28 protein-coding genes are annotated in these 25,450 nt (G+C 72.5%); 12 read left to right on the plus strand and 16 right to left on the minus strand.

The features are described 5' to 3' along the window. Positions 1-2: 2 nt before the first annotated feature. Entirely contained in the window at positions 3-2,741 is a 2,739-nt protein-coding gene (locus K2F47_RS40795) for an ABC transporter substrate-binding protein (RefSeq protein ID WP_272497284.1), read from the minus strand. 78 nt (positions 2,742-2,819) lie between these two features. Beyond that, positions 2,820-4,508 (minus strand): serine/threonine-protein kinase, encoded by a 1,689-nt coding sequence (locus K2F47_RS21035; protein WP_242906378.1) that lies wholly within the window; start codon positions 4,506-4,508, stop codon positions 2,820-2,822. A 517-nt stretch (positions 4,509-5,025) separates the two neighbouring features. On the opposite strand from K2F47_RS21035, the gene K2F47_RS21040 reads away from it, so the two are divergent. Further along, positions 5,026-5,322 carry a DUF4193 domain-containing protein gene (locus tag K2F47_RS21040; RefSeq protein WP_021593594.1) on the plus strand — a complete coding sequence of 99 codons (297 nt, stop codon included), beginning with the start codon at positions 5,026-5,028 and terminating at the stop codon, positions 5,320-5,322. A 14-nt stretch (positions 5,323-5,336) separates the two neighbouring features. Continuing rightward, a complete protein-coding gene (locus K2F47_RS21045; protein WP_372490881.1) occupies positions 5,337-6,167 on the plus strand; it encodes a hypothetical protein in 831 nt (276 codons plus the stop codon). Positions 6,168-6,245: 78 nt separating this feature from the next. Here the strand turns inward: K2F47_RS21045 and K2F47_RS21050 are convergent, their stop codons facing one another. After that, positions 6,246-6,533 carry a DUF4235 domain-containing protein gene (locus tag K2F47_RS21050; RefSeq protein ID WP_242906380.1) on the minus strand — a complete coding sequence of 96 codons (288 nt, stop codon included), beginning with the start codon at positions 6,531-6,533 and terminating at the stop codon, positions 6,246-6,248. A gap of 138 nt (positions 6,534-6,671) precedes the next feature. On the opposite strand from K2F47_RS21050, the gene valS reads away from it, so the two are divergent. Beyond that, a complete protein-coding gene (valS, locus tag K2F47_RS21055; RefSeq protein ID WP_242906382.1) occupies positions 6,672-9,191 on the plus strand; it encodes a valine--tRNA ligase in 2,520 nt (839 codons plus the stop codon). 13 nt (positions 9,192-9,204) lie between these two features. Here the strand turns inward: valS and K2F47_RS21060 are convergent, their stop codons facing one another. Then, positions 9,205-10,509: a cytochrome P450 gene (locus tag K2F47_RS21060; protein WP_443611973.1), complete on the minus strand. Its 1,305-nt coding sequence runs from the start codon at positions 10,507-10,509 to the stop codon at positions 9,205-9,207. 214 nt (positions 10,510-10,723) lie between these two features. On the opposite strand from K2F47_RS21060, the gene K2F47_RS21065 reads away from it, so the two are divergent. Further along, a complete protein-coding gene (locus K2F47_RS21065) occupies positions 10,724-11,158 on the plus strand; it encodes a hypothetical protein (RefSeq protein WP_242906387.1) in 435 nt (144 codons plus the stop codon). A gap of 56 nt (positions 11,159-11,214) precedes the next feature. Here K2F47_RS21065 and K2F47_RS21070 read toward each other — a convergent pair whose 3' ends face one another. From K2F47_RS21070 to K2F47_RS21095, 6 genes are read right to left on the minus strand one after another with little or no spacing between them, the layout of a single operon-like run. Further along, entirely contained in the window at positions 11,215-11,769 is a 555-nt protein-coding gene (locus K2F47_RS21070; RefSeq protein ID WP_242906389.1) for a hypothetical protein, read from the minus strand. Positions 11,770-11,787: 18 nt separating this feature from the next. Next, complete coding sequence (locus tag K2F47_RS21075) at positions 11,788-11,946, minus strand: hypothetical protein (RefSeq protein ID WP_242906390.1); 159 nt, start codon at positions 11,944-11,946, stop codon at positions 11,788-11,790. Next, complete coding sequence (locus K2F47_RS21080; RefSeq protein ID WP_242906391.1) at positions 11,934-12,488, minus strand: hypothetical protein; 555 nt, start codon at positions 12,486-12,488, stop codon at positions 11,934-11,936. The genes K2F47_RS21075 and K2F47_RS21080 overlap by 13 nt, the downstream gene beginning before the upstream one ends. Then, complete coding sequence (locus tag K2F47_RS21085; protein ID WP_242906392.1) at positions 12,485-12,952, minus strand: hypothetical protein; 468 nt, start codon at positions 12,950-12,952, stop codon at positions 12,485-12,487. The genes K2F47_RS21080 and K2F47_RS21085 overlap by 4 nt, the downstream gene beginning before the upstream one ends. Continuing rightward, positions 12,949-13,479 (minus strand): MauE/DoxX family redox-associated membrane protein, encoded by a 531-nt coding sequence (locus K2F47_RS21090; RefSeq protein WP_242906393.1) that lies wholly within the window; start codon positions 13,477-13,479, stop codon positions 12,949-12,951. The genes K2F47_RS21085 and K2F47_RS21090 overlap by 4 nt, the downstream gene beginning before the upstream one ends. Then, positions 13,476-14,180: a hypothetical protein gene (locus K2F47_RS21095; RefSeq protein WP_242906394.1), complete on the minus strand. Its 705-nt coding sequence runs from the start codon at positions 14,178-14,180 to the stop codon at positions 13,476-13,478. Before K2F47_RS21095 ends, K2F47_RS21090 begins: the two co-directional genes overlap by 4 nt. Positions 14,181-14,456: 276 nt before the next feature. On the opposite strand from K2F47_RS21095, the gene dut reads away from it, so the two are divergent. Beyond that, the gene (dut, locus tag K2F47_RS21100) at positions 14,457-14,948 is read left to right on the plus strand and encodes a dUTP diphosphatase (RefSeq protein ID WP_372490882.1); all 492 of its coding nucleotides are present in this window, start codon (positions 14,457-14,459) and stop codon (positions 14,946-14,948) included. Between the two features lie 3 nt (positions 14,949-14,951). After that, complete coding sequence (locus K2F47_RS21105; protein ID WP_242906396.1) at positions 14,952-15,779, plus strand: DUF3710 domain-containing protein; 828 nt, start codon at positions 14,952-14,954, stop codon at positions 15,777-15,779. A 254-nt stretch (positions 15,780-16,033) separates the two neighbouring features. On the opposite strand, the gene K2F47_RS21110 is transcribed toward K2F47_RS21105, so the two are convergent. After that, entirely contained in the window at positions 16,034-16,735 is a 702-nt protein-coding gene (locus K2F47_RS21110) for a PIG-L deacetylase family protein (RefSeq protein ID WP_242906397.1), read from the minus strand. Positions 16,736-16,926: 191 nt separating this feature from the next. Here K2F47_RS21110 and K2F47_RS21115 point away from each other — a divergent pair, with 191 nt between their 5' ends. Together K2F47_RS21115 and K2F47_RS21120 are read left to right on the plus strand one after the other, a co-directional pair. After that, complete coding sequence (locus tag K2F47_RS21115; protein WP_242906398.1) at positions 16,927-17,439, plus strand: COG1361 family protein; 513 nt, start codon at positions 16,927-16,929, stop codon at positions 17,437-17,439. 293 nt (positions 17,440-17,732) lie between these two features. Next, positions 17,733-18,374 (plus strand): DUF4360 domain-containing protein, encoded by a 642-nt coding sequence (locus K2F47_RS21120; protein WP_242906399.1) that lies wholly within the window; start codon positions 17,733-17,735, stop codon positions 18,372-18,374. Between the two features lie 106 nt (positions 18,375-18,480). On the opposite strand, the gene K2F47_RS21125 is transcribed toward K2F47_RS21120, so the two are convergent. Continuing rightward, a complete protein-coding gene (locus K2F47_RS21125; protein WP_242906400.1) occupies positions 18,481-19,428 on the minus strand; it encodes an NAD(P)-dependent oxidoreductase in 948 nt (315 codons plus the stop codon). Between the two features lie 60 nt (positions 19,429-19,488). Here K2F47_RS21125 and K2F47_RS21130 point away from each other — a divergent pair, with 60 nt between their 5' ends. The 3 genes from K2F47_RS21130 to K2F47_RS21140 all read left to right on the plus strand — a co-directional run bounded on the left by K2F47_RS21130 (position 19,489) and on the right by K2F47_RS21140 (position 22,257). After that, positions 19,489-19,893 (plus strand): MerR family transcriptional regulator, encoded by a 405-nt coding sequence (locus K2F47_RS21130; RefSeq protein WP_242906401.1) that lies wholly within the window; start codon positions 19,489-19,491, stop codon positions 19,891-19,893. Positions 19,894-20,050: 157 nt separating this feature from the next. Next, a complete protein-coding gene (locus K2F47_RS21135) occupies positions 20,051-20,905 on the plus strand; it encodes an ABC transporter ATP-binding protein (protein WP_242906402.1) in 855 nt (284 codons plus the stop codon). After that, positions 20,902-22,257 (plus strand): FtsX-like permease family protein, encoded by a 1,356-nt coding sequence (locus K2F47_RS21140; RefSeq protein ID WP_242906403.1) that lies wholly within the window; start codon positions 20,902-20,904, stop codon positions 22,255-22,257. The genes K2F47_RS21135 and K2F47_RS21140 overlap by 4 nt, the downstream gene beginning before the upstream one ends. Positions 22,258-22,334: 77 nt before the next feature. Here the strand turns inward: K2F47_RS21140 and K2F47_RS21145 are convergent, their stop codons facing one another. The 4 genes from K2F47_RS21145 to K2F47_RS21160 form a co-directional block, all read right to left on the minus strand. Continuing rightward, positions 22,335-22,691: an ArsR/SmtB family transcription factor gene (locus K2F47_RS21145; RefSeq protein ID WP_242906404.1), complete on the minus strand. Its 357-nt coding sequence runs from the start codon at positions 22,689-22,691 to the stop codon at positions 22,335-22,337. A 9-nt stretch (positions 22,692-22,700) separates the two neighbouring features. Next, entirely contained in the window at positions 22,701-23,138 is a 438-nt protein-coding gene (locus tag K2F47_RS21150; RefSeq protein ID WP_242906405.1) for an SRPBCC family protein, read from the minus strand. A gap of 140 nt (positions 23,139-23,278) precedes the next feature. Then, entirely contained in the window at positions 23,279-23,881 is a 603-nt protein-coding gene (locus tag K2F47_RS21155) for a hypothetical protein (protein WP_242906407.1), read from the minus strand. A gap of 2 nt (positions 23,882-23,883) precedes the next feature. Continuing rightward, positions 23,884-24,456 carry an RNA polymerase sigma factor gene (locus K2F47_RS21160; RefSeq protein WP_242906409.1) on the minus strand — a complete coding sequence of 191 codons (573 nt, stop codon included), beginning with the start codon at positions 24,454-24,456 and terminating at the stop codon, positions 23,884-23,886. Positions 24,457-24,613: 157 nt separating this feature from the next. Between K2F47_RS21160 and K2F47_RS21165 the strand changes: the two genes are divergently transcribed. Then, positions 24,614-25,426 (plus strand): hypothetical protein, encoded by an 813-nt coding sequence (locus tag K2F47_RS21165; RefSeq protein WP_242906411.1) that lies wholly within the window; start codon positions 24,614-24,616, stop codon positions 25,424-25,426. Positions 25,427-25,450: the final 24 nt, after the last annotated feature.

Genomic DNA, 25,450 nt, shown 5'->3' on the forward strand with positions numbered 1-25,450 from the left:
AACTACTTGAGGGCGGCGTTCGCGAGGGTCGGGTCGCCGTCGAAGTCGAACTCCAGCCCCACGTACTTGTCGCTGCGCAGGGCGGCGCGTCCGAGTTCGGCGAGCGGGATCAGCGCCATGTCGTCCAGCGCGACCTTCTCGGCCTGCCGGTACAGGTCGGCCCGCTGGCCCTCCGGGACGGTCCGCACCGCCCGGTACATCAGGTCGTCGAAGCGCGTGTTCCTGTACCCGGCGAGGTTGTAGTAGGAGTTGGCCTCCGTCGCGACGCCGGTGCTGCCCAGCAGGCTCCACAGCATCGTGTAGGGCGTCGGGTAGTCGGGCGACCAGGCGAAGAACGCCAGCCCGGACGCGTCCTTGGCGACGACGTTCTTGCGGTAGGCCGAGAAGTCCGAGGGCCGCTGCTCGATCCGCCAGCCGAGCGTCCGCTCCAGCTGCGCCGCGACGACCGCCCCGAGGCGCTGGTAGGCGGGCAGGTTCTGCATGTAGAGGCGGACGTTCGTCCCCGCCTTCAGCCCGGCCTGCGCCGCGAGCTGCTTGGCCTTCGCGGGGTCGGAGGCGTCGCAGGACGGGCACGCCCCCGGCTTCCCGAACCCGGGCAGCGCCGCCGGGACCACGCCGTGCGCCGGGCGGTTCACTCCGCCGAGCGCCCTGCTGATCTCGTCGCGGTCGAGGGCGTAGGAGACCGCCAGCCGCGCCTCCTTGCTGGACATCGCCCCCCGCGCCGTGATCGGCACCAGCATCCGCTCGGACGCGAGGAACCGCGTGATCACGTTCGCCTGCCCGGCGGTCGCCGCGTCGTCGTTGCTGAGCGTGCTCCAGCCGACCTGGCCGGAGGTGAAGGCGGCGCGTCCGGCGGCGGCGTCGGAGTCCAGCCGGACGGTCACCTGGTCGAGCCGCGCCTGGCCGAACGCCCACGCGGGGTTGCGGGCCAGCGTGACCGTCTTGCCCTTGACGTACGAGGCGACCTTGAACGGGCCGTTGCCCACGGGCTCCATGTTGTAGGTGGCGTTGTCGGCCTTGCCCGCGCTCACCGGGACGGGTGCGAACACCGGGTCGGCGAGCCGCGCCGGGAAGTCGCAGTTCGGCGAGGTCAGCGTGACGACGAGGCCGCCGCCGCCGGTCACCTTGACGCCCGAGAACTCCGCCGCCTTGTTGGCCGACACCAGCGCGTACCCGTCGATGTCGGCCATCAGCAGCGGCGAGTCCCCGGTCGTGACCGAGGCGGCGCGGGCCCAGCCGCGCGCGAACGCCTGCGCGTCGACCGGCGAGCCGTCGCTGAACAGCGTCCCCTCCTTGAGGGCGATCGTCCACGTCTTGCATGTCGAGTCGGGCTGGATCGAGGTCGCGAGCCGGTTGCGGACGGCGCCGTCGGTGCCCGTCTCCGTCAGCCCCGTGAACAGCTGCTTGCCGAGGAACCGCGCGGTGCCCGAGATGCTGTGCGAAGGGTCGATCTCCGAGCCGCTACCGAGGTCGCTGCGGGTGGAGACGGCCAGGGTGCCGCCCGTCCGCCCGAGCGGCGTCGGGCCCGGGTCGGGGTCGCCGCCGTCGCTCATCCGCACGGCGATCACCGTCCCGGTGATGATGAGGGCGACCAGCGCCGCGCCGCCCGCCCCGGCGAGCACGCCGAGGCCGCGCCGGCGCTTCCCGCCGCCCTTCCCGTTCGGCGCGCCGAGGGCCGGGTCTCCGAACGGCGACGTCGACCCCCCTGACGGCGACCCGCCCGACGGCCACGTGGGCCCGGCGGGCACCTGCCCCGGGAACCCCGGCGGGGGAGCGGGGGCCGGGGGCGGGAACGGCGCCGGCGGCGGCCCGGCCGAGGCGTGCAGTCCCTCCGACTCGGCGGCGGCCTCCGCGCCCTGGTTGAGGATCGTGGTGTCGTGTCCGTCCCCGCCCCCCACGGCGACGGCCCCGGCGCCCGGCTCCGGCAGGCTCCCCGCGAGCCGCAGCAGGTAGGCCAGGACGTGCTGCGACTGCGGGCGCAGCGCCGGGTCCTTGGCGAGGCACCCGGCGACGAGCCCGCGCAGCGGCTCGGCGAGCGCCCCGAGGTCGGGCGGCATGTTGAGGATGCGGTGCATCACCGCCGGGATCGAGTCCTGCCCGAACGCCGGACGCCCGGACGAGGCGTAGGCCATCGTCGCCGCCCACGCCCACACGTCCGCGGGCGGCCCGACCCGGGCGCCGGAGATCTGCTCGGGCGCCATGTAGGCGGGGGTGCCGATCGCCGTGCTCGACAGCGTGCCAGTGGCGTCCAGCGCCCGCGCGATGCCGAAGTCGATCACGCGCGGGCCGTCCGGCGCGAGCAGCACGTTGGCGGGCTTGAAGTCGCGGTGCACGACCCCGGCCTGGTGGATCGCGGCGAGCGCGGTCATCGTGCCGATCGCGACGCGGTCCAGGTCGGCGCCGGTGCGCGGGCCGTCGGCCGCCAGCACCTCCGACAGCGAGGGGCCGTCGATGAACTCGCTGACGATGTAGGGCCGGTCGCCCTCCACGTCGGAGTCCAGGACGCGCGCGGTGCAGAACGGCGAGACGCGCTTGGCCACCGCCACCTCGGCCGCGAACCGGGACCTGGCCTTGGCGTCGCCGCTGAACCGCGCGTGCAGCAGCTTCACCGCGACCCGGTGGCCCGGTTCGTCCTCGCCGAGGAACACCGTCCCCTGGCCGCCCTCGCCGAGCAGGCCGGTCAGCCGGTAGGGCCCGAGATGGGCCGGATCACCCGAGCGGAGAGGGGCGACCTCTGCCATCTGTGTCCTTTCCGGTGGCCGTTGTCGGGGACGCCTCGGCCCGCCGCGGGGAGTCCTCCCCGCGGCGGGCCGCGCCCGTCACGACTTGCTGACGTACCCGTACGCGGACGCGGAGGAGTCGGACCGGTTCGACCGCCACTCCCACCGGATCGACGAGCTGCCGGACTGGAGGAAGGTGATGTAGCCCGGCGCGCACTGCGACGTGGACATCCCCGCCATCGGGGTCTCCTGGTACTCGATCCGGCTGCTGCTCTCGGTGCCCGACAGTAGCGACAGACGCGTGATGCACGTCGGCGTGCTGGTGTAGGTGTAGCGGGCGGTGCCGAAGGAGTGCAGCAGCGCGAACCGCACCTGGAAGCTCGTGCGGCCCGACCCTGCGCCCGGCTGGATGCCGGTGCCCGAGAAGGTGCCGAGCAGCCCGCCCGTGGTGGACGGTGTCGGGATGTCGGTGCTGGTCGACGTGGGGAAGCTCGTGCCCGGCGTGTAGGTCGGGAAGAGCGGGTCGGCCTTGTCCTCGTCCCCGGCCGCGACGACCACGATGATCACGATGACGATGATCACGACCAGCGCGAGCACACCGCAGCCGATCGCGATGACCGGCCCGGCGTTGGAGCGCCGCGGCGGCGGCCCGTACGACGGGGGCGGCGGCATCGGGCCGCCGCCGCCCATCGGAGGCGGCGGCGGGGCCGGGGCGTTCGGCATCCCGCCCTGGTACATCGGCATCGGCGGGGGCGTGATCGGTTGCGGCGGCGGCGTGTGCGGGCCCCCCATGGGCCCCTGGTTCATCGGTCCCTGGTTCATCGGCATCGGGGGCGGGGTGATCGGCTGCGGCGGCGGCGTGTGCCGCGCGGGCGGCACCCGCGGCGGCGTGGGCAGCTGCGCGGCGATCCGGGTGCCCTGGTTGAGCAGGTCCTCCTGGCCCGCGCCCGGGTTCGCGGGCGCGGCGCCCACGTGGCCGAGCAGGTGCAGCAGCAGCTGCGCGGCGGGCGGCCGCAGCCCCGCGTCCTTGGACAGGCAGCGCCCGATCAGGTCGCGCAGCGTGCCCGCGGGCAGCGCCGACAGGTCCGGCTCCTCGTTCAGGATCCGGTTGATGATGACCGGCAGCGTGTCGGCCTCGAAGGGGGACTGCCCGGTCGCGGCGAACACCATCGTCGCGGCCCAGGCGAAGATGTCCACGGCCGGGGTGAGCGGCGCGCCGGTGAGCTGCTCGGGCGCGAGGTAGCCGGGGGTGCCGACGACCATGCCGGTGGCGGTGACCGCGCTCTCCTGCGAGTTCACCGTCCGGGCGATGCCGAAGTCGACGACGCGCGGGCCGTCGGAGGCGAGCATGACGTTGTTGGGCTTGAAGTCGCGGTGGACGATCCCGGCCTCGTGGATCGCCGCGAGCGCCGTCACCGTGCCGATCGCGAGCCGCTCCAGTTCGGCGGCGCCGCGCGGCCCATTGTGCGCGACGACGTCGTGCAGCGAGGGGCCGTCGATGAACTCGCTGACGACGTAGGGCTGGTCGCCCTGCACGTCGGCCTCCAGGACGCGGGCCGTGCAGAAGGGCTCGACCTTCTGGGCCGCCGACACCTCGCGGGTGAACCGGGCGCGCGCCGCCGGGTCGTTCGCCATCTGGGCGTGCAGCAGCTTGACGGCGACGTAGTCCCCGTTCGGCGCCTTTCCGAGAAAGACGGCGCCCTGCCCCCCGGCGCCGAGCCGTCCGACGACCTCGTACTGTCCCAGTGCCCTAGGATCGCCCGGCTCCAGCGGAGCGGCATCCGGCATCTGACCCTCCAGTGACCCGCGGTGATGTTCCGCGATAGTGTGCGCCGGACCCCGCCGTGGGGTCGCGTCCGGCGCTCGCCGGACTGCCCCCGCTGGGGGCCCGCCCCCAAACCTCAGGCGGGCACGATATCGCGTTAGTTCAGACGTTTCACCGACGTGTCCGGTTCAGCCGCCGACCACGCGTCTTCGGAGGTCCCCGGCGAGCCGGGTCCGGGGTGCCGGGTCTGCGCGCGCGGGCGGTCCGGGACCGATATGATCCCCGCCGCCGCCGCGTCGTGGTTGGGCGTCCCCATGCGGGAACGATGCGGTGACGATGTGCCGGGTATGTGACAGAAGACACAGTATGAGGAAGAGATCCGGGTGATAGGTGTCACTCGTGGGAACGGTCGCGCCTCGTGTGTCGCAGGTCACCAACCGTGACAGAATTTCCCGCCCGGATCGGGCACAAGAACGGTCCCCCGAGCGTTAGTTCCGCGCGACGGGGCGCATAAAGCACTGAGGGGGATGGAGATAGAAGATGGCGACCGACTACGACAGCCCACGCAAGACCGACGACGACCTGAGCGAGGACAGCCTCCAGGAGCTCCAGGCGCGGCGCGCCGACAAGGCCGCCAGCATCATCGACGAGGACCTGGACGCCGGTGAGGTCGCCGAGCTGCCCGGCGCCGACCTGTCGAACGAGGAACTCACCTTCCGGGTGGTTCCGCGGCAGGCCGACGAGTTCACCTGCACACGCTGCTTCCTGGTGCACCACCGCAGCCAGCTGGCCACCGAGAAGAACGGCCGGCCGATCTGCCGCGAGTGCGCCGCCTGACCGGGAGCGGCCAGGTGTCAGGAGAACTCCAGCGACGCGACGACGACGGGGTGGAGCCGCCGCGCGGCGGCTCCACCGAGATCGGCGAGCTGATCGGCAGGCTCGCCGGCGATGACGAGATGGACCGCGAGACCCGCGGCCGCCTGCTCGGGCGACTGGCACGGCTACTCGGCCAGAACGCCCGCAAGGTGGGCGCCGCGGGGTTCGCGCGCGGACGCGTGCTCGCCGACCTGATGGCCGAGGCGGCGCCGCACATCCCGATCCGCGACCTCGCGACCCTTCAGCGGCACCACCACGGGCTGATGGGCGAGGAGCTCGCCGACCGGGTGGTCAAGGTGGCCGGCAACGCCACCACCGCCGTCGGCGCCGCCGGCGGCGCGCTCGCGGCGGTCGAGTTCGCCGCCCCGCCGCTGCTGCTGACCGCCCCCGCCCAGCTCGCCGCCGAGACCCTCGTGGTCGCCGCGATCGAGGTCAAGATGATCGCCGAACTGCACGAGGTGTACGGCGTCCAGGTGCAGGGCTCGGGCACCGCGCGCGGCGCGGCGTTCCTCACGTCCTGGGCCCGCCAGCGCGGCATCAACCCCCTCGAGGCCGGCTCGCTCACGAGCGCGCTCGGCACCGCCGCGAAATCGGCCCTGCGCAAACGGATGCTGCGCGTCCTCGGCCGCAGCATGACCACGATGGGCCCGTTCCTCACCGGCGCCGCGGCCGGTGCCGCGCTCAACCGGGCGGCGACCAGGGCGCTGGCCGCGAAGGTCCGCAGCGACCTGCGCGGCGCCACTTCCGATCCCGACCTGCCGCCCCCGCTTCCGGGCGAGCACCCCCACCTGAAGTCCGCCGACTAGGGCGCCCGCACGCGCGGGCGCCCCCCTCGCCCGCGCGCCGCGCGTTCGCCCCTGTCGCGGCTGCCCCGTCCGGCGGGGTCAGACCTCGACCTTCAGGTGGGACGGGAGCTCCCCGGTGCCCTTGGCCCACTGCCGCGCGGCGGCGCGGGTCGCCAGCAGCCGCGCCAGCTCCATGCCGACGCCCATCACCACGGCCCATCCGATCGCCTCGGCCAGCGCCACGTCGGGGGACTCGGGGTTGGTCGGCGGCTCCTTGCCCGTGCTCTTCTTCCAGGCCAGTGTGATGGCCTTCTTCGCGACGAAGCCCCCCGCGAAGGCCGCGGCGCCGGCCATCACCCGATAGCCGATGTCGCCCTTGTCCGCCATGATCGTCCTCCAGTCGTCCGGTCTCGTCCGACGCTACCGGAACAGCTCGTTCCGGGGGTGCGGGGCGCCGTTCCAGGGTGCCGCCTGTCGCGGTGATTAACCACGTGCGCGGGTCGCCGATGTCAATACCATTGGCACATGACAGAACAGCCGCGTACTCCCGACGTCCCTTCCAAGCCCTCCCTGGACGGCCTGGAGGACAAGTGGGTACGCGCCTGGGAGGACGGCGGCGTCCACCGCTTCGACCGCACCAGGCCGCGCGCCGAGGTGTACTCGATCGACACCCCGCCGCCCACCGTCAGCGGTTCCCTCCATGTCGGCCACGTCTTCTCCTACACCCACACCGATGCGGTCGCCCGCTTCCACCGCATGCGCGGTCGCGCGGTCTTCTACCCGATGGGCTGGGACGATAACGGCCTGCCCACCGAACGGCGCGTGCAGAACCACTTCGGCGTGCGGTGCGACCCGTCGCTGCCCTACGACCCGGACTTCGAACCGCCCGCCAAGCCCGACGCGAAACGGCAGGTGCCGGTGTCGCGGCGCAACTTCATCGAGTTGTGCGAGCGGCTCACCGAGGTCGACGAGAAGGCGTTCGAGGAGATGTGGCGCCGCGTCGGCCTCTCGGTCGACTGGGGCCTGCTCTACACCACGATCGGCGACGTCTCCAGGACGGCGTCGCAGCGCGCGTTCCTGCGGAACCTGGCACGCGGCGAGGCGTACGTCTCGGAGGCGCCGACGCTGTGGGACGTGACGTTCCGCACCGCCGTCGCGCAGGCCGAGCTGGAGGACCGCGAGCAGCCCGGCGCCTTCCACCGGATCCGCTTCCACGGCGTGGAGCGCCCGGTCTACATCGAGACCACGCGTCCCGAGCTGCTGCCCGCATGCGTGGCGCTCGTCGCGCACCCCGACGACGAGCGGTATCAGGAGCTGTTCGGGACGACCGTCCGCACGCCGCTGTTCGGCGTGGAGGTCCCAATCCTCGCGCACCGGCTGGCCGAGCCGGACAAGGGCTCGGGGATCGCGATGATCTGCACGTTCGGCGACGTCACCGACGTCACGTGGTGGCGCGAGCTGGACCTGCCGACCCGCGCGGTCATCGGCTGGGACGGGCGGCTCGCCGCCGACCCGCCCGAGGGCGTCCCCGCCGGGCCCTATGCCGAGCTGGCGGGCAGGACCGTGTTCTCGGCGAAGGAGCGCGTCGTCGAGATGCTGCGCGAGTCCGGCGACCTGGACGGCGAGCCGCGCGCGATCAGCCGTCCGGTGAAGTTCTACGAGAAGGGCAGCAAGCCGCTGGAGATCGTCACGACCCGCCAGTGGTACATCCGCAACGGCGGGCGCGACGCGGACACGCGCGCCGAGATGCTCGCGCGCGGCCGGGAGCTGGCCTGGCACCCCGGCTACATGCGCGCCCGCTACGAGAACTGGGTCGAGGGCCTGAACGGCGACTGGCTGATCTCCCGGCAGCGCTTCTTCGGCGTGCCGATCCCGGTCTGGTACCGGCTGGACGAGGCGGGCGAGCCGCTCTACCACGAGCCGATCGTCCCGCCGGAGGACGCGCTGCCCGTCGACCCGTCCTCGGACGCGCCGCCCGGCTTCACCGAGGACCAGCGCGGCAGGCCTGGCGGCTTCGCCGGCGACCCGGACGTGATGGACACCTGGGCGACGTCGTCGCTGACCCCGCAGATCGCGGGCGGCTGGGAGCGCGACCCCGACCTGTTCGCGCGCGTGTTCCCCTACAGCCTGCGCCCGCAGGCGCACGACATCATCCGGACGTGGCTGTTCTCCACGGTCGTCCGCTCGCACCTGGAGCACGGGTCGCTGCCGTGGACGGGAACCGCGCTGTCGGGCTGGATCCTGGACCCCGACCGCAAGAAGATGTCGAAGTCCAAGGGCAACGTGGTCACCCCGATCGACCTGCTGCGCGAGTACGGCTCCGACGCCGTGCGGTACTGGGCGGCGAGCGGGCGGCCGGGCACCGACACCGCGTTCGACACCGGCCAGATCAAGGTCGGCCGGCGGCTCGCCATCAAGATCCTCAACGCGTCCAAGTTCGTGCTGGGCCTCGGTGAGGCCGCCGAGGACGCGGCGGTCACCGAGCCGCTCGACCGGGCGATGCTCGCGGCGCTGGCGGGGGTCGTGAACGACGCCACGGAGGCGTTCGAGGGCTACGACTACGCCCGCGCCCTGGAGCGCACCGAACGGTTCTTCTGGGAGTTCTGCGACGACTACCTGGAGCTGGTCAAGGCCCGCGCGTACGGGGAGGGGCCCGGCGCCCGGTCGGGACGCGCGGCCCTGCGCGCAGCGCTGTCGGTGCTGCTGCGGCTGTTCGCTCCCGTCCTGCCGTTCGTGACCGAGGAGGTCTGGTCGTGGTGGCGGGCGGGCTCGGTGCACACCGCGTCCTGGCCGACCGTGGCGGAGCTGCCGCCGGGCGGCGACCCGGCCGTGCTGGCCGCGACGGGCGAGGCGCTGCGGCAGGTCCGCAAGGCCAAGTCGGAGGCGAAGGCGTCGATGCGCGCGGACGTGTCGCGCGCCGTCGTGCGCGGCGCGGAGGTGACCCGGATCGCGCGTCCCGACCTGGCCGCCGCGGGGCGCATCGCCGACCTGACGCTGGAGGACGCGCCCGCCGACCTGACGGTCGAGGTGACCCTCGCCCTGTAGGGGGCGCGACGGCTCAGAACGTGCAGGGCAGGTGCTTGATCCCGTTAATGAAATTGGAGTAGAGCGGGTCGGGCCTCCCGGCGGCGCGGATCGCGGGAACGCGGGTGAACAGCTCGCGGAACAGCACCGTGATCTCGCGCCGCGCCAGATTGGCGCCGAGGCAGAAATGCGGACCCGGCCCGCCGAACCCGACATGCGGATTGGGCGACCGCGTGATGTCGAAGGCGTCGGGGTTCTCGAACACCTCCGGGTCGCGGTTGGCGGAGTTGTAGAACAGCAGGACCTTGTCGCCCTTCCGGTAGTGGTGGCCGTTCATGACGTGGTGCCGGGCGACCGTCCGGCGGAACTGGATGACGGGGCTCGCCAGCCGGACGATCTCCTCCACCGCCCCCGGTATCCGCGCGTCGAAATCCTCCATCAGCAGGGCTTGCTGCTCGGGATTGTCGGTGAACAGCGTCAACCCGTGCGCGATCGCGTTCCGCGTCGTCTCGTTCCCGGCGACCACCAGCAGAATGAAGAACGAGCCGATCTCCTGGTCGGTCAGCGATTTCCCGTCCACGTTCGCCGACACCAGCGCGGACACGAGGTCGTCCCCCGGACGCGCGCGCCGCCGCCGCGCCAGCTTCATCGCCAGGTGGTTCAGCTCGTATCCGGCCGCCATCGTCGCGAGCAGCCCGTAGAGCACCCCGGTCCGGGTGATGCCGTCGCGGTTGAAGTCCTTGCCGCCGGTGTACTCGGGGTCGCCGACCCCGAGAATGGTGTTCGTCCGCTGGTACACCATCGGCCGCACCCGCTCGGGAATGCCCATCATGTCGCAGATGACCTGCACGGGCAGTTTCGCGGCGACATCGGTGACGAAGTCGCCGGGCCCGTCGCGGAGCAGGGCGTCCACGATCCGCGTGGCGCCGGCCTGGATGTCGGTCTCCAGCTTCGCGAGCACCCGCGGCGTGAACGCCCGCGACACGATCCGCCGGATCTCGGCGTGCCGCGGATCGTCCATGTTGATCATCGAGCCGAAGTAGCGGGCCATGTAGCGGGGCAGGTCGGCGATGCTGGTGGAGACCGGCTCGCTGCTGAACACCTCCGGCCTCCGGCTGGCCTCCACCACGTCCGCGTACCTCGTCAGCGCGTAGTACCCGCGCCCGTTCCGGACGAACGGCATCTGCAACTCGGTGAAGAACGCCGGATGCTCCCGCTCCCGCAGCCGCGCGAACGCCGCCAGCCGCCTCTCCGGCGGCAGCGACCAGAACCCGAGGTCGGAAAGGTCGATCTCCGCCACGTCCCGCGCGAATGTCACGCCGCACCGCCCTCCGCCCATCGCTCGGCCCCATGCAACCCGTCCCCACGGTTCCGGTCAAGCCGCCCGCCGCTTCTGCGGCACGGCCCGTCAACCCCCTGCTGTTAGGGATATCTGCGCGGACGCCGGGTCGGTCATTCTCGGAAGCGCCGGAGGAAAGGCAGCGAAAGGAACAAGGTGCTGCACGAGAAATCAGCCGGCGTTGTTACCGCGATCGACTCCACAGGAGGAGCGCATGCGCACGTTGGGAAAGCTCACGACCACGGCTCTCATCGCCCTCACGGCCGCCGGGCTGACGGCGACCACGGCGGCGGCCGCGCCGGACCCGGGTACGCGGCGGCACGACCCGAGCCCGAGCCGGACGCACCTGGCCAAGCCGGATCCGAGGCTCACCGCCCAGACCAAGAAGGCGGGGACGGCGGCGGCCTTCACCCAGGCGAACTGCTACCGGGACGTCAACGACAATGCCATCCTGCCCTGGTACGGGGCGCCGGTGAGTGCCTCCCAGCCGGTCGCGGTCTCCGCGAGTGAGGGGACCTTCGGGCAGGAGTTCATCGGCGACGCCCACATTTACCCCGAGAACGTCCAGGTGGTGAACTCGGCCGTTTTCGTCCGGGTCCACACCGGATGGGGTGCGCCGCTCAACATCTGCCTGCATTACGTCGGCTGATCTGAGAGTTGTTTATCGGCGGGGGCCGCGCTTTGACGCGCGGTCCCCGTTCCCTGTCATAGGAGGAGCAGGGTGAGGGCGGCGAGGGTCGCCAGGGCCGTGGTGCTTTGGATGTGGGGGATTCGGGCGGCCACCGCGGCGTCGCGGTGCGGGTCGCGGGCCAGGAGGGTGAGGGCGGCGCTGAGGGCCCGTCCCGCGCCGAAGGCGGCGCCGGTCAGGAGGAAGACGGCGAGGGGGCCGTGCGCGAGCAGAAGGGCCAGGGCCAGGACGTACGGGGCGCTGGACGGGACGTACGTCCGGACCCCCGTCCCCAACTCGAAGCCGAACTGGAGCGTCCCGCACCACAAACGCGTTCGCAGCACCTCCTGCGGGATCTGCCGTGCGTTCTGGGGGAGGGGCAGGGGGAGAGCGCCCAGGTCGCGGGCGGCGCCGGCGGCGGCCGCGAGCAGGATGGCGAGCGTCCGCGCGGATGGTGGCAGCGGCGCCGCCAGCCCGGACAGCAGCCACAGGACCAGGGCGCTCAGCGTGCCCCCGAGCAGGAGCCCGAGGGTGAAGACGGCGAGGACGGCGTCCCGCCGTACCGGGGCCCGCCAGCCTGGCGAGAACAGCACGGATTCGCTGTTGCGCGTTCAGACGCTGCCCGACAGCGCGTATCCGGCGAGGGCTCCGACCGAGGCCCAGCACAGGACGGACGCCTCCAGCGCCGCCGCCGCGACGGCGAGCAGGGCCAGCGCGGCGGCGGGCGGGAGCGGGTCGGCCAGGCCGCGGCGGGCGGTCAGCGCGCGCACGTCATCGCCTTGCGGCAGATGGTCTTGTACCAGTTGCCCTTCTTGGTCTTGTTCCATCCGTCGTGGCAGCGCCAGGTGACGCCCTTGGCGCAGTCGCCGCACTTCTTCTTGTAGGCCCAGATCCAGCCGTCGTAGCCGCCGGTGTAGCACTCGTTGGGGCGCAGCTTGAACCAGCCCGGGTCGGACGTCCCGGACTTGTGGAAGCCCTTGTACTTCCCGCTGGTCCGGCAGCACCACGCGCAGACATAGCTGGGCCCGCAGCCGGGGGAGCAGTTGTGGTCGCGCGCGTAGGACGGGCAGCGCGGATAGATGTCGTAGTACCCGGCCAGGCTGAACCCGGACGCGATGGCCTGGCGCGCGGGCGGGAACACGCCGAGCGCGTTCAGCCCGGCGGCGGCGCCCGCAGCGGCGAGCCCGGTCAGGAGGCTGCGCCGGGCCTGCCCGGCCCCGGCCTCCCGGTCGGGAACGGGGCGCCGCCGCACGCGTCCTGCTCCGGTGGGGCGCGGGCCGCGCAGCGGGGGGACGTCCTCGAACTCGATCATCGTGCCGCCTCCGGGGCCAGTTCGCGCAGCGCCTCGGCGGACCCGACGGGCTCGGACGCCCGGACCCGCCCGTCCTCCCCGACGAGGACGGCGAAGGGCGTGGCCGGGATGCGGTAGTCGGCGAACAGCCCGCCACGCTCGAAGGCGAGCACCGTGCCGGGGAGGCCGGGCGCGTCGGGGGCGTCGGGCGCGGCCCCGGCGAACACCGCGTGCAGCGGGCCGCCGAGGTCCCCGGCGGCGGCGAGGACGTCGGCGCAGGCACCGCAGTCGCGGTCGACGAACAGCAGCAGCCCCGGGCCGAGGCGGTCGAACGCGGGCGCCCGGCCGCCCACAACGGGCCCGAGTGCGCTCGACCCCTGCGGCGCGCCCAGCGCGTGGACCTGCCGGACGAGCCCGGCGACGACCAGCGCGAGCAGCAGGATCGCCGCCCACGACAGCAGCAGCGCGCTCTCCTGGAAGCTCATCGGAGCCTCCTCTCCTCGATCATGGCGTGCGGGAGCGTCCAGAGGATCACCGCGAACGCCAGGCCCGCCGCGACGATGACGGACGCCTCGTATCCGGACGGCCCGTCCGGAGGCCCCCAGACCGCGCCGGTGAGGGCGAGCACGGCGAGGGCGGCGGCGCGGACGGCGATCCACCCGGTCATGGGCGTGCCGGTGCCCCCGGCGCACCCGCAGGGGACGCCGCTCCGCGTCCGCGCGACATAGGCCGCGTACGCCCCGTACAGGCCGAGGAGCAGGGCGGACGCCAGGGAGGAGACGCGGAACGCCCCGTCCAGCGCCCGGAGCACGGTCACCGCGAGGCAGGCGCCCGCCACGGCCTCGACGACGATCATGAGCACGGCCACCGGCCGGGCGAGCGCGGCGGGGAACACGCCCTGGGCCCGCAGCGCCGCCGCCAGCGCGCCCGGCCGCGCGGCGTGCCCGGCCGCCGAGCCGAGCAGGACGAGCGGCACCGCGACGGCCGCGGTCCCGGCCGGCAGCGCGGTCACCGGACGGCCTCCACCGCCAGCCGCGCCAGCCGCGCGGGCACCTCGCGCACGTGCTCCTCCTCGGGCAGGACGGTCACCAGCAGCGACCGCAGCGCCAGCAGGAAGTAGGGGCCCTGGCCCTCGACCGTGTCGCGGAACAGCTCGCCGCCCGCGACCGGGGCGCCGCGCCAGGACGGCAGCCGCCCGCGGGTCCGCCGGGTCAGCGCCGTGATCTCCAGGAGCCCGACGCCGGGGACCTCCTTGACCAGCTCGGCGGGCTCGGTGCGGCGGGCGCGTCCCCGGGTCTCCGCCGTGACGCCGTCCTCGTGCTCGGTCAGCCGGAGGGTGTCGAAGAACGCGACGGCGTCGGCGGGACGGGCGTGGTAAAGGTGGGTGAACACCGCGTGCCGGCGCCCCTCCCACACGGCCGCGAGCATCGGGTCGGCCACGCCGGTGGCGGCGTCGCGGGACCGGGCGCGCCCGACCCGCAGCCGCCCGCCCTGGAGCCTGAACTCCTGCTCGAAGCGTTCGACGCCGACGTCCTCGGCCCAGGCCAGAGCGCCCGCGCGGGTGCCGCTGGAGATCTCGTGCAGGCGTCCGCCGTCCGCGACGCGCGCCACGCTGGTGGAGGGTCTTCGGAGGTCGTGCGGGCCCGCGATCCGGATCCGCACACCGTCCAGTGAGCGGTGGGTGACCTCGGCGGCAGACAAGCGGGCGCTCATGTCGATCCCCTGCCCCTTCACGCGGGACGAACCAGGAGTGACAACCTCGAAACTACGCGCGATAAGCCGAAACAAGGAGAAAACTGCCGGAAGCGGTCATGGCCGCCGAGCGGGTAGGGTCACGCCGGGACGCGCGGCGTTTCAGCGGCGGCCGCGTCCGCCGCCCCCGGTAGTGTCGGGTGGCTCGCCGGCGGGCCCGGCGGTGCCTTTCGCGGCGTGTCCGGCGGCGTCCCCTGCGGTGGTCCCGGCATGGTGCTCCCGAGCGTGAGGTGGAACGTGAGCAAGGTCGATGTGCTGATCAAGCGGCTGGACCCGGAGTTGCCCCTGCCGCGGTACGCGCACGCGGGCGACGCGGGCGCCGACCTCGTCGCGGCCGTCGACGTCGAACTGCCGCCGGGGGAGCGGGCCGTCGTCCCCACCGGCATGGCGATCGCGCTGCCGGACGGCTACGCCGCCTTCGTTCACCCGCGCTCGGGATTGGGCGCTAGGTTGGGAGTGACCATAGTGAACGCACCCGGGACGGTCGACGCCGGCTATCGGGGTGAGATCCATGTGACCCTGCTGAACACCGACCCCCGCGCCACGGTCTCCCTGCGGCGCGGAGACCGGATCGCCCAGATGGTCGTCCAGCGGGTCGAACAGGCCGTGTTCCACGAGGTCACAGAGCTTCCCGGCTCGGCGCGCGGAACCGGCGGATTCGGCTCCACCGGCGGATTCGGCGCCGCGGGCGGATTCGCGGATAATGAGCACAGTCGAGAAGGAGCGTGAGTCGTGGCTTTTGGACGTCGCCGGCAGGCCGAGGAGCCTGAGAAGGGTCCCGAGCTGACCGAGGAGCCGGCGGATGCCGTTGAGGAGGCCGACGAGGAGGAGGCCGCCAAGGCGGACTCCGGCGAGGGCGGTCCCTGGGACTCCGAGGACTCCTTCCCCGAGTTGCAGCGGCTCGACTTCGGCTCCCTTCAGGTTCCCGTCGCCCCGGGGCTCGGTTTCCAGGTGAACTTCGAGGCCACCCAGGTCGACGAGGAGGGCAACCCGCTCGACGGGCGTCCCGTCGCGGTCCTCGTGCAGTACGAGGAGAGCGCCATGCAACTCCAGGTGTTCGCCGCGCCCAAGCGCAGCGGCATCTGGGAGGACGTGCGCCGGGAGACCGCCAAGGACATCCAGGAGGAGGCCAACGGCCAGACCCAGGAGGGCGAGGGACCGTTCGGCCCCGAGCTGCTGGCGATGGTCCCCGCGCCGCTGACCGAGGAGGTCCTCGCGGAGATGCCGCAGGAGGTCCGCGAGCAGATCCCGGCCGAGTTCGTCGAGCAGGGCTGGGCGCCGCAGATCATCCGCTTCCTCGGCGTGGACGGCCCCCGCTGGTTCCTCCAGGCCGTGGTGCAGGGCGCCGCGATCGAGGACGAGGAGCAGTGGCAGGTGCTGGAGGACGTGCTGCGCGGCGTGGTCGTCGTCCGCGGCGACGCCCCGATGCCCCCGCGCGACCTGCTCGAACTCCAGATCCCCAAGGAGTTCAGCGAGGGCGGCGAGGACGGCGGCGAAGAGGCCGCCGAGCAGACCTTCGACCCGTTCGAGCGCGGCCCGGAGATCACCGAGGTCCGCTAGCACGGCTTCGCGGCGCCGGGTGGCACGTGCCTTTTCGGACGTGCGGCCCGGCGCTTTTGCGTCCCCGGCCAGCTGTTATGGGCCTTGCGTCCGGTCGGCGCCGGGTGGTGAATCGGTACATGTCGAAGAAGACGCGCAAACGTCGCGCCCGTAAACGCTCGAAGCACAACAAGGGCAAGCGCCCCAACGCCCGCCACTGACGGCACCCCGGTACCGGGCACCCGGTCGCCTCGCCCGGCCGCCTCGCCCGGTCGTCAGGTCTCGATCATCTCGAAGACCATCGCGTGCTCGACGCCGAACGCCCGGCCCGCCGGCTCCATGATCCCGGTGAGGAAGGCGGCGGCGTCGAACCCGGCGCCCAGGTTCGTGTAGTAGACCTCGTGCGCGAGCAGCGAGTCGATGCCGGCCTGGAGGTGGCCGGACACGTCCACGTAGTGCGTGGCCTGCGGCGAACCGCCGAACAGCGCGAACCGGACGCCGGACCACGGCTCCAGGCCGAGGTCGCGGAACACCCACCGGTTCCCCGCGTCCCGGACGGCGTCGGCCACCGCGAGCCCGAGGACGCGGTGGTCGGCCATGTTGAACCCGCCGTTCGGGAACGTCTCCCGGAAGTTCAGCGAGATCACCACCTCGGGACGGTGCCGCCGGATCGCCGCGGTCAGCACGCGCCGCAGCGGCAGCCCGTACTCCAGCATGCCGTCGGGCAGGTCGAGGAACTCGACGGTGTCGACGCCGACGCGGCGGGCGGCCTCGGTCTGCTCCGCCGCGCGGACCCGGCCGGCCTCCTCCGGGTCCATGCCGTCGATCCCGGCCTCGCCCCGGGTGGCGAGCACCTCCACGACCGTCTTGCCCTGCCCGGTCCATTTCGCGACGGCGGTCGAGCCGCCGTACTCCAGGTCGTCCGGGTGCGCGACGATCGCGAGCGCCCGTTCCCAGTCCTCAGGTACCGCGTCCATCCCGCCATTCTCGCGTGCCCCGCGAGCCACTCGGTCCACGGCGACCCCGCGCCCGCTGAGAAGGATGGCCTTTCGCTCTCCTGCGACCCATCCGGAAATATCGGGGTACGACTCCTCATGAACTGTGCGGGATGACAGCGTGACCACGTCGGGACAATGGATTGTCGAACGGCTCGCCTGAGTTTACCGTCGTGATCATCGCGCACTTGTCAGGTGCGCTTCACAAAGGAGAGGGCATGCTGGTCAGAAGGATTCTGCTCATGCTGTCGGTGGCCGCCACGACGGTGCTCGGTGTGGTGTTCGCCCAACCCGCCAACGCCGAGTATGTGATTACGTCAAGTTTCGACAAGCAGGTGGCCAAGCCGGGCGAGACGGCGACCTTGACGGTCACTTTCAAGAACCCCGAAACCGTCGATGTCACGTTCACATTCCTGACCGTGAACAGCTCCTACGACACGATGCTCGGCAAGGCCAAATACAAAATGGGCGAGTGCACCGGCGAGATCACGGACTGTAATCACTTCACGACGCCGATCCCTCCTGGTGGGACGCGTACTATGACGGTGCCGGTGGCGATCGAGGCCGACTCGCCCTGTGGAGCCCAGGTCCGCGTCGGGTTCTACTTCTACAGCTATCGCGAGTCGACCGCGGGGGCGTTCGACGGTGTTGTGGGGGGTGGGCCCCCTGTGAACGTCCAGTGCTGACGGGTCCGCCTTCCGTGGTCGTCAACAAATAGCTGCCACCGCCTCGAAACCAGCCCTAGCGGCTGGTTTCGATTGGCGGTGATCCAATGGAACGGTGCACCCCCGGATGTCAATTCTGTTCGGGTGGGTCGCGGTTAAATGTTGATGATTGACAGCGCTACCAGTAAAAGTTACTCTCCGTTCAGTTCCTGGGTTCCGCGCCCATAGTCGGGCGCCGATGGAGAACGGGTTGCCGGGCAGCCGCATTTTCGGTCAGCCAAGACAGTGTCCACTCCCAGTGAGGAGGGAATCCCATGCGTAAGGGAATTGTCGTTTCCGCTGCGGCGTTCGCGGTGACGGCGGCGGCGGTCACACCGGCCGTCGCCGCTCCGCGCCCCGCCAACGGCCCGGACGGTGTCACCGTCGAGATCGCGGCCGTCAACGGGACCGGGTGCCCGCCCGGCACCGCGGCCGTGGCGCTCTCGGACGACAAAGAGGCGTTCACCGTCACCTACAGCGACTACATGGCACAGGCGGGAGGCTCGTCGAGGCCCATCGACCACCGCAAGCAGTGCCTGTTGTCCCTGAACCTGCACGTCCCGCAGGGCTACACCTACGCCGTCTCGTCGGCGGACTACCGCGGTTACGCCCACCTGGCGGACGATGCGGGCGCCGTCGTGGGCGCCAGCTACTACTTCCAGGGGAACCCGCAGACCGGACGGGTCCTGCACAACCTCAAGGGAACCTTCGACGAGAACTGGCAGTTCACCGACCGCGCCCCGGCGGACCAGCTGATCTGGAAGCCGTGCGGCGAGGACCGGAACCTCAACATCATCACCGAGTTGCGGGCCAGCGACGGGAACCCGAACTCGTCGAAGGTCAGCTTCATCGCCATGGACTCCACCGACAGCAGCATCAGGTCGACCTACCACTTCGTCTGGAAGCACTGCTACTAGGAGCCCCTGATCGCGGCACCCGTCCGGGCCGCACCGGACCAGTGGGCCGGTGCGGCCCGGAACGGGCCGTCGACGGGGCCCGCCGCCCGGCGGCGGCGCGCGGAGCTCAGGCCGCGGAGGCCTTGAAGATCTCGAACATCGCGAAGTAGTTCTCGGCGCCGCGTCCCTCGGCGACCGCGTGTTCGGCGAGTTCCCGCATCAGGCGGGGCCAGCCGGAGTGGACGCCCTGCTCGGCGCTGGTGCGGGCGATGTGCTCGAGCGCGTTCAGATTCATCTGCATGGTTCCGAAGTCACCTGGATAGGCGCCCCTGTCCAGGTTCGGCGCCTGTTCGGCGAGGGTCGCGGGGGACAGCACGACGGGCATGAACCACCCCAGTGCGAGGTCGGCGAACTCGGTCGCGGACACCTCCGCCGAACCGGCCAGCGCCGCGGCGTGCAGGAAACCGTTCAGGGTCGCGTACATCATGCCGAGCAGCGCGGTGTTGAGCAGCACCGCCAACCCGGGGTCCGCGCCGAGGTGGCGGGAGTCGCCGAGGAGCGCCAGCGCCCCCTCGTGCCGGTCGAAGACGTCCTTCGGGCCGCTGTAGAGCAGCACGGACCCAGGACGTCCGACGAGCGTCGGCGGCACCATGATCGCGCCGTCGAGGTAGCCGAGGCCGCGCTCGTCCGCCCAGGCCGCCGCCGCGCGCGCCTCGGCCGGGGTGCCCGAGGTGAGGTTGACCAGGACGCGTCCGGCGAGGGCGGCGTCCGCGCCGGCGGAGTCGAGCACCCGGTGGAAGGCCGCGTAGTCGTTGAGGCACACGATCGTGACGGGGCTCGCGGCCACGGCCCCGGCGACGGTGGACGCGCGGCTGGCGCCCCGCGAGACCAGGCCGTCGGCCTTGGCCGGGGTGCGGTTCCAGACCGTCAGGGAACTGCCCTTGTCGAGGAAGGTCGCCGCCAATGCCGTGCCCATCGGCCCCAGCCCGAGAACGGTGACGTCGGTGTCGTGGTCGACAGGGGATTCGCGGTCAACGGAGGATTCGCGGTCAACGGAAGATTCATTGTCTGCCATGCCGGATAGGTTGGACCCTCACACCGGCGTGAGAGTCAACCCGAGATGGTGGGGCGTCGCATGCGGATCGGAGAGCTTTCCCGGCTGACGGGCGCCAGCGTGCGCTCGTTGCGCTACTACGAGGAGCAGGGCCTGCTCCGGCCGCTGCGGCGGCCCAGCGGCTACCGCGAGTACCGGCCGGAGGACGCCGCCACCGTCCGCGGCATCCGCCTGCTGCTCGGCGCCGGGCTCGGCACCGCGACGATCGGCGAGCTGCTGCCGTGCATGACCGGTGACGGCGAGGCGCTGGCGCCCGCCTGCTCCGCGATGCTCTCCGACCTGCACCGCGAACGCGTCCGCCTCAGCGAGGCCGCCGAGGAGCTGCTGGCCGCCCGGGACAGGCTGGACGCCATCATCGAGGCCGGGTCGCGGCTCGACCCCGTCGATCCCGCCGAATGCGACGTCATCGCCGCCCCCGCGCGGTAACCGCCGGGTCGCGCGGGGGGCTGACCATCCACCGCCAGAGGTGGGGTTTTGCCTACCCCGATCGGCATGCTGGACCCCTCCTGCGGAACTGGGGCCGACCGTAGCTTCTTTCTCAGCGGCGCTCACCGAGAGCCGCCGGACTGAGAGGGGAAGGTCGATGGCGCGGAACAAGGCGGTGGACCAGGCCGGGGCGGTCGCGCCCCACGGCGAGGCGCTCCGGCTGGAGGGCGTGCGCAGGGTCTACGGCGCGGAGGGCAACCGGGTCACGGCGCTGGACGGGGTGTCGCTGTCGCTGCCGGCCGGATCGTTCACCGCGGTCATGGGCCCCTCGGGCTCGGGCAAGAGCACGCTGCTCCAGTGCGCCGCCGGGCTGGACCGTCCCACCGAAGGACGGGTGTTCGTCGACGGCGCGGAGCTCGCCGGGGACGACGAGGCCGCGCTGACGAAGTTCCGGCGGCAGCGCATCGGGTTCATCTTCCAGCAGTTCAACCTGCTGCCGACGCTGACCGTCATGCAGAACGTCACGCTGCCGCTGAAGCTCGCGGGCCGCAGGGCCGACCGGCGGCACGCCCGGGCGATCCTGGAGCGGGTCGGCCTCGGCGAGCGGCTCGACCACCTGCCGGCGGAGCTGTCCGGCGGGCAGCAGCAGCGGGTGGCGATCGCGCGGGCGCTGGTCGCCCAGCCCCGCGTGGTGTTCGGCGACGAGCCGACCGGCGCGCTCGACACCCGCAGCGCCCGCGACGTCCTCGCGCTGCTCCAGGAGGCCGTCCGCATGTACGGGCAGACGGTGGTGATGGTGACGCACGACCCGGTCGCGGCGTCCTACGCCGACTCGGTGCTGTTCCTCGCGGACGGGCGCATCGTCGGCCACGAGCGGCAGCCGACCGCCGAGGCGGTCGCAGAGCGAATGACCCACCTCGGCGACGAGGTCGAGCGGCAGCGCGCGATGGTGGGCGCGGGTGCGGCGGGCGCGAACACGGCTGGAGCGAGCATGGCGGGAGCGAACCGATGATCGGGCTGGCCTTCCGCTCGCTGCGCAAGCGCGCCGGCGCGTTCGTCGCGAGCTTCCTGTCGATGTTCCTCGGCGCGACGATCCTGATGGCGTTCGCGTCCATGCTCGACACGGCGAACGGGGAGAACGTCCCGGACACCGCCAAGAGCACCCTGACGACGATGGCGAGCGTCGTCGGCGGCTGGGGACTGCTGCTGGTCGTCTTCGCCGTCACCTCGACCCTGACCCTGTCGGTGCGGCAGCGGGCCGCGGAGATGGCGCTGCTGAAGAGCGTCGGCGCCACCCCCGCCCAGCTCGGCCGGATGATCGTCGGTGAGGCCGCGGGCCTCGCGGTCGTCGCCGCGCTGCTGGCGATCGCCCCGGCCGTCCTCGCGGGACGGGCCCTGCTCGGCCTGCTGCACGACACCCACCAGGTCCCCGGCGACGTCTCCTACTCCTTCGGGCCGATCGCGGTCGCGATGGGGCTCGGCATCACGTTCGTGTCCGCCACGGTCGCGGCGCTGCTCACCGCCCGCCGCGCCACCCGCGTCCGGGTCGCCGAGTCGCTGATGGCCGCGGCCACCGACACCGCGAAGCTGAGCCGCAAGCGGGTCGTGTTCGCGGGGCTGTTCCTCCTGCTCGCGCTGGACGAGGCGATCGTCACCTGCACGTTCATGCGCGACAAGGGGAGCGACGCGATGGCGACCTCCGGGCAGGCCGACATCCTCGCCGCGATCGGGCTGGCGCTGCTGTCCCCGCTGATCATGCGGCGGGTGACGGCCCTGCTGGGCGGGCCGCTGCGGCTCCTCGGCGCGACCGGCGACCTCGCCATCACGAACATGCGCCGCCGGACGGGCGCGATGGCCGCCGCCGTCACCCCGATCATCCTGTTCACCGGCACCGCCGTCGGCACCCTGTTCCTCCAGGCCACCGAGAACGCCGCGACGCACGCCGCGGGGGTCACCAAGACCGCCGACCAGAAGGGCATCGAGACGCTGAACCTGGTCGTGATCGGGATGGTCGTCCTGTTCACCGCGATCATGCTGGTGAACACCCTGGTCGCGGCCACCGCGCACCGCCGCCGCGAGTTCGGCCAGACCCGGCTCGCCGGGGCCACGCCCCGCCAGGTGCTCGGCACCGTCGTGCTGGAGTCGGTCATCCTGACCGTCACCGGCGTCGTCTGCGGCACGATCGCCGCGGTCTTCACGATCGTCCCGTTCGGGATCGCCCGCAAGGACTCGCCCGCCCCCGACGGCAGCGTGTGGACCTACCTCGCGGTCGTCGCCCTGGCCGCCGTCCTCACCGGCGCCACCGCCTACGGCGCGACCCGCCGGACGCTCCGCACCCCCGCGGTGAACGCGGTGACGCCCTGATCCCCGTCCGGAAGACAAACCGCGAGCGGCCCTGACGACCCCCCGTCGCCAGGGCCGCTCGCGGTTTCGCGGCCGGGTCAGCGGTCCTCTCGCTCCGCCTCCTCGGCGACGCGCTTGATGGCCGCCAGGCGGCGGTCCCAGTCGGCGGCGAGCGCGCCCATCCAGCGCGCCGTCGCGCTCAGGGCGGCGGACCGCACCGCGTAGCGGACCTCGCGGCCGACCCGCTCGCCCGTGACGAGCCCGGCGGCGTCCAGCACGGTCAGGTGCTTGACCACCGCCTGCCGCGAGACGGGCAGCCGCCCGGCCAGCGCCGTCGCGCTGGCCTCGCCGTGCTCGGCGAGGACGTCGAGGATCGCGCGCCGCGTCGGATCGGCCAGCGCGGCGAGCACGCCGTCGACCGGCGCGCCGCCCGCGCCGTCAGAGTGATCGGTCACGTTCGTCCGTCACGCCTTTTCGACGCGGGCCTTGAAGTTCTCCAGCACCTCGGTCCAGCCTCCGCTGTTGTCCTTGTGCGCCTGGGCGCGGAGCTCGTCCGACCCGGCCAGGGCGGCGAACCCGCTCTCGACGACGCGCAGCCGCGTGCCGTCGCCCTCGGGCGACAGCGTGAACTCCACGAGCGTGCTGTTGTCGTCGCGGATCTCCTCGCCGGGGAACGCGCTGGCCCACCGGTAGGCGAGGTACGTCGGCCGCTGGACCTTCTCCACCCGGACGGGGAAGTCGCCGTACTTGGCGTTGCGCGCCACCGTCGTCTCCCCCTCCTTCGCGGCGTCGGGAGTGCCCGGCGTGTCGGACGCCCAGAACCCGGGGTCGGCCACCAGCGACCAGACCCGCTCCATGGACGCCGCGATCAGGGTTTCACGCTCGATCCGGTCCTCGCTCATCAGAGGTCCCCTCTCCTTGTTCCCGTTCTCGTGCAACCCAAGAGTTGCACATTCCGACCCTGATGCGCAACCTTTGGGTTGCACTTCATGGCGCGGCGGCTGCCGGAGGAGCCGGGGCCGGCCCGTCCTCGCGGGACGGCTCAGCCGCCCACACCGCCCTCCTGTCCTCGGACCGCCTTGGGCGGCGCCGGAACGAGGACGCAGGGAGCGACGCGGCCGGTGGCGGTGCCGACGTTCATCGAGGCGACGGCCGCGCCCCCGCCGAAGTCGGTGAACCTGACCTCCAGCACCAGCGTCCTCCCCGGCCCGAGCCGGTCCGGGTGGAGGCGGTTGAAGGGACCCCGCTCGTCGGTGTCCTCGGGCTCCCGTGTGACGAGCGAGCCGTCGTCCGGGGTGAGGGCCCCGCGGGGCGTCCGGCAGCGCTTGTCGTTGGGCACGAAGTCGACGGCCGCCGGCACGCCCAGCCCGCGCAGCCGGGAGGCGATGACCTCCGGATGGCGGTGGTCGTGGATGTAGATCCGGATCGAGCCGTCCGGGTCCCGCACGACCGCGTTGGCCTGGGGCGCCCGGTCGCCGGTCAGCACCGGGATACCGATCGCCAGCCCCGCGGCGGCCGCCACGGCGGCGGCCGCCAGGCCCGCCCGCCGCCGCAGGACCGGCCGGGTGGGCGAGGGCGCCGGCGCGGTCCGGGCCGCGACGACCTCTTTGAGCTCCGTCAGCAGCCGCTCTTCGAATCGCTGCATGATCACTCCTTCGAGTAGGCGAGGGCGGAGGACTGGGCGGGCAGTGCGGCGTGCACCGCCTTGCGGGCTCTATGGAGCCGGACGCGGGCGGTGACGGGCCGGATTCCGAGGGCGGTGGCCGCCTCGGTGACCGTGAGCCCGTCCACCGTGATCAGTTCGAGCAGGGCACGGATGCCTCGTGGAAGGTCGGCGAGCGCCTCGTAGGTCCGCCGGCCGGGGCTCTCGGCGTCGATCCGCTCCTCCAGGCGGGCGATGTCGCCGGCGTCCAACAGCCGCCGCCCGGCGATCCGCCCCAGCGCCCGGGACTCTCTCGCCACCCTGCGGTGCTCCGTGGACACGACGTTGCGCGCGACCCCGTACAGCCAGCCCAACTCGCTGCCGGCGGAGGGCCGGTAGGTGTGCGCCGAGTCGATGGCCGCCAGGAACACCTCCGCGGTCAGGTCGGCCGCGGTGTGCGGATCGTGGACGCGGCGGGCGACGAACCGGCTGACCTCCTCGATATGCCGCCGGTAGAACTCCTCCAGGGCGGCGGTGTCCGAACCGCTGCGGGTGAGGCCGCTCTCAGGCTTGGCCATGCAGTCTCCTTTCGCGGTTACACCCCTACTTGGCGCGAGACCGGAAAGGCGTTTCCGAGCCGTTCGAAGGAACCTGCGGACATGGTCCGCGACCCCGGGGGCGTGCGCGGTGGAGTATGATGGGTGAGTACTCACTCATTTGGAGTTGATGATGAGCGTGAGCGATGTCCGGGGCGGGCTCGCCCCGGGGACGGTCCTCGGCGGCGTCCTGCGGATCTGGACCGGCGCGCGGCGGGTCGAGCGCGTCGCGTACGCGGTCGGCGGGCTGCTGCTGCTCTCCGGGGTGTTCCACCTCGGGGTCTTCGCCGTGGACGGCGGCCCCTGGGAGGGGCCGGTGTCGTGGCGCAAGGCCGTCACGTTCGGGCTGTCGTTCGGGCTGACGCTCATCACGATCGCCTGGGTCGGCTCGTACGTGCCGCTCCGCGACCGGACGCGGAGCATCGTGCTCGGGGTGTTCACCGCCGACTGCGTCGCGGAGGTCGCGCTGATCACCACGCAGGCGTGGCGGCGCGTCCCGTCCCACTTCAACATGGAGACGGCGCTCGACACGACGATCTCGCGGGGGCTCGCGGCCGGCGGCGGCATCCTGATCGCGACGCTGGTGACGCTCGCGATCGCCTCGTTCCGGGAGAATCCGGAGGTCGCGCCCAGCATGCGGCTCGCGGTACGGGTCGGGTTCGTCGCGCTGATGCTGGCGCTGGCCTCCGGCGCCGCGATGATCGCGCGCGGGGTGGTCGAGGTGCAGACCGGGCACCAGCAGCTCGCCTACCACGTGGCGGGCGCGCTGAAGCCCGCGCACGCCGTGACCATGCACGCGATCCTCGTCCTGCCCGCGCTGGCCTGGGCGCTGGCGCTCACCGGGCTCCCCGAGGCCCGCCGGACGCGGATCGTCGCGATCGCCTCCTGGATATATGCGGCGGCGGCCGGGATCGTGATCGCCGTTTCGGTGGTCGACTTCGCCACCGCGTGAACCTCACCACCGCCTGATCGGTCG

This window comes from Actinomadura terrae (genome assembly GCF_022751215.1).
Classification (GTDB): Bacteria; Actinomycetota; Actinomycetes; order Streptosporangiales; family Streptosporangiaceae; genus Spirillospora; species Spirillospora terrae.

What these genes read in the sequence shown, in the direction of transcription:
- K2F47_RS40795 (WP_272497284.1), bottom strand. Translation starts at nt 2,741, where the DNA reads ATGGCAGAGGTCGCCCCTCTCCGCTCGGGTGATCCGGCCCATCTCGGG.
- K2F47_RS21035 (WP_242906378.1), bottom strand. Translation starts at nt 4,508, where the DNA reads ATGCCGGATGCCGCTCCGCTGGAGCCGGGCGATCCTAGGGCACTGGGA.
- K2F47_RS21040 (WP_021593594.1), top strand. Translation starts at nt 5,026, where the DNA reads ATGGCGACCGACTACGACAGCCCACGCAAGACCGACGACGACCTGAGC.
- K2F47_RS21050 (WP_242906380.1), bottom strand. Translation starts at nt 6,533, where the DNA reads ATGGCGGACAAGGGCGACATCGGCTATCGGGTGATGGCCGGCGCCGCG.
- valS (WP_242906382.1), top strand. Translation starts at nt 6,672, where the DNA reads ATGACAGAACAGCCGCGTACTCCCGACGTCCCTTCCAAGCCCTCCCTG.
- K2F47_RS21060 (WP_443611973.1), bottom strand. Translation starts at nt 10,509, where the DNA reads ATGGGCGGAGGGCGGTGCGGCGTGACATTCGCGCGGGACGTGGCGGAG.
- K2F47_RS21065 (WP_242906387.1), top strand. Translation starts at nt 10,724, where the DNA reads ATGCGCACGTTGGGAAAGCTCACGACCACGGCTCTCATCGCCCTCACG.
- K2F47_RS21080 (WP_242906391.1), bottom strand. Translation starts at nt 12,488, where the DNA reads ATGATCGAGTTCGAGGACGTCCCCCCGCTGCGCGGCCCGCGCCCCACC.
- K2F47_RS21085 (WP_242906392.1), bottom strand. Translation starts at nt 12,952, where the DNA reads ATGAGCTTCCAGGAGAGCGCGCTGCTGCTGTCGTGGGCGGCGATCCTG.
- K2F47_RS21095 (WP_242906394.1), bottom strand. Translation starts at nt 14,180, where the DNA reads ATGAGCGCCCGCTTGTCTGCCGCCGAGGTCACCCACCGCTCACTGGAC.
- K2F47_RS21110 (WP_242906397.1), bottom strand. Translation starts at nt 16,735, where the DNA reads ATGGACGCGGTACCTGAGGACTGGGAACGGGCGCTCGCGATCGTCGCG.
- K2F47_RS21120 (WP_242906399.1), top strand. Translation starts at nt 17,733, where the DNA reads ATGCGTAAGGGAATTGTCGTTTCCGCTGCGGCGTTCGCGGTGACGGCG.
- K2F47_RS21125 (WP_242906400.1), bottom strand. Translation starts at nt 19,428, where the DNA reads ATGGCAGACAATGAATCTTCCGTTGACCGCGAATCCTCCGTTGACCGC.
- K2F47_RS21130 (WP_242906401.1), top strand. Translation starts at nt 19,489, where the DNA reads ATGCGGATCGGAGAGCTTTCCCGGCTGACGGGCGCCAGCGTGCGCTCG.
- K2F47_RS21135 (WP_242906402.1), top strand. Translation starts at nt 20,051, where the DNA reads ATGGCGCGGAACAAGGCGGTGGACCAGGCCGGGGCGGTCGCGCCCCAC.
- K2F47_RS21140 (WP_242906403.1), top strand. Translation starts at nt 20,902, where the DNA reads ATGATCGGGCTGGCCTTCCGCTCGCTGCGCAAGCGCGCCGGCGCGTTC.
- K2F47_RS21150 (WP_242906405.1), bottom strand. Translation starts at nt 23,138, where the DNA reads ATGAGCGAGGACCGGATCGAGCGTGAAACCCTGATCGCGGCGTCCATG.
- K2F47_RS21155 (WP_242906407.1), bottom strand. Translation starts at nt 23,881, where the DNA reads ATGCAGCGATTCGAAGAGCGGCTGCTGACGGAGCTCAAAGAGGTCGTC.
- K2F47_RS21160 (WP_242906409.1), bottom strand. Translation starts at nt 24,456, where the DNA reads ATGGCCAAGCCTGAGAGCGGCCTCACCCGCAGCGGTTCGGACACCGCC.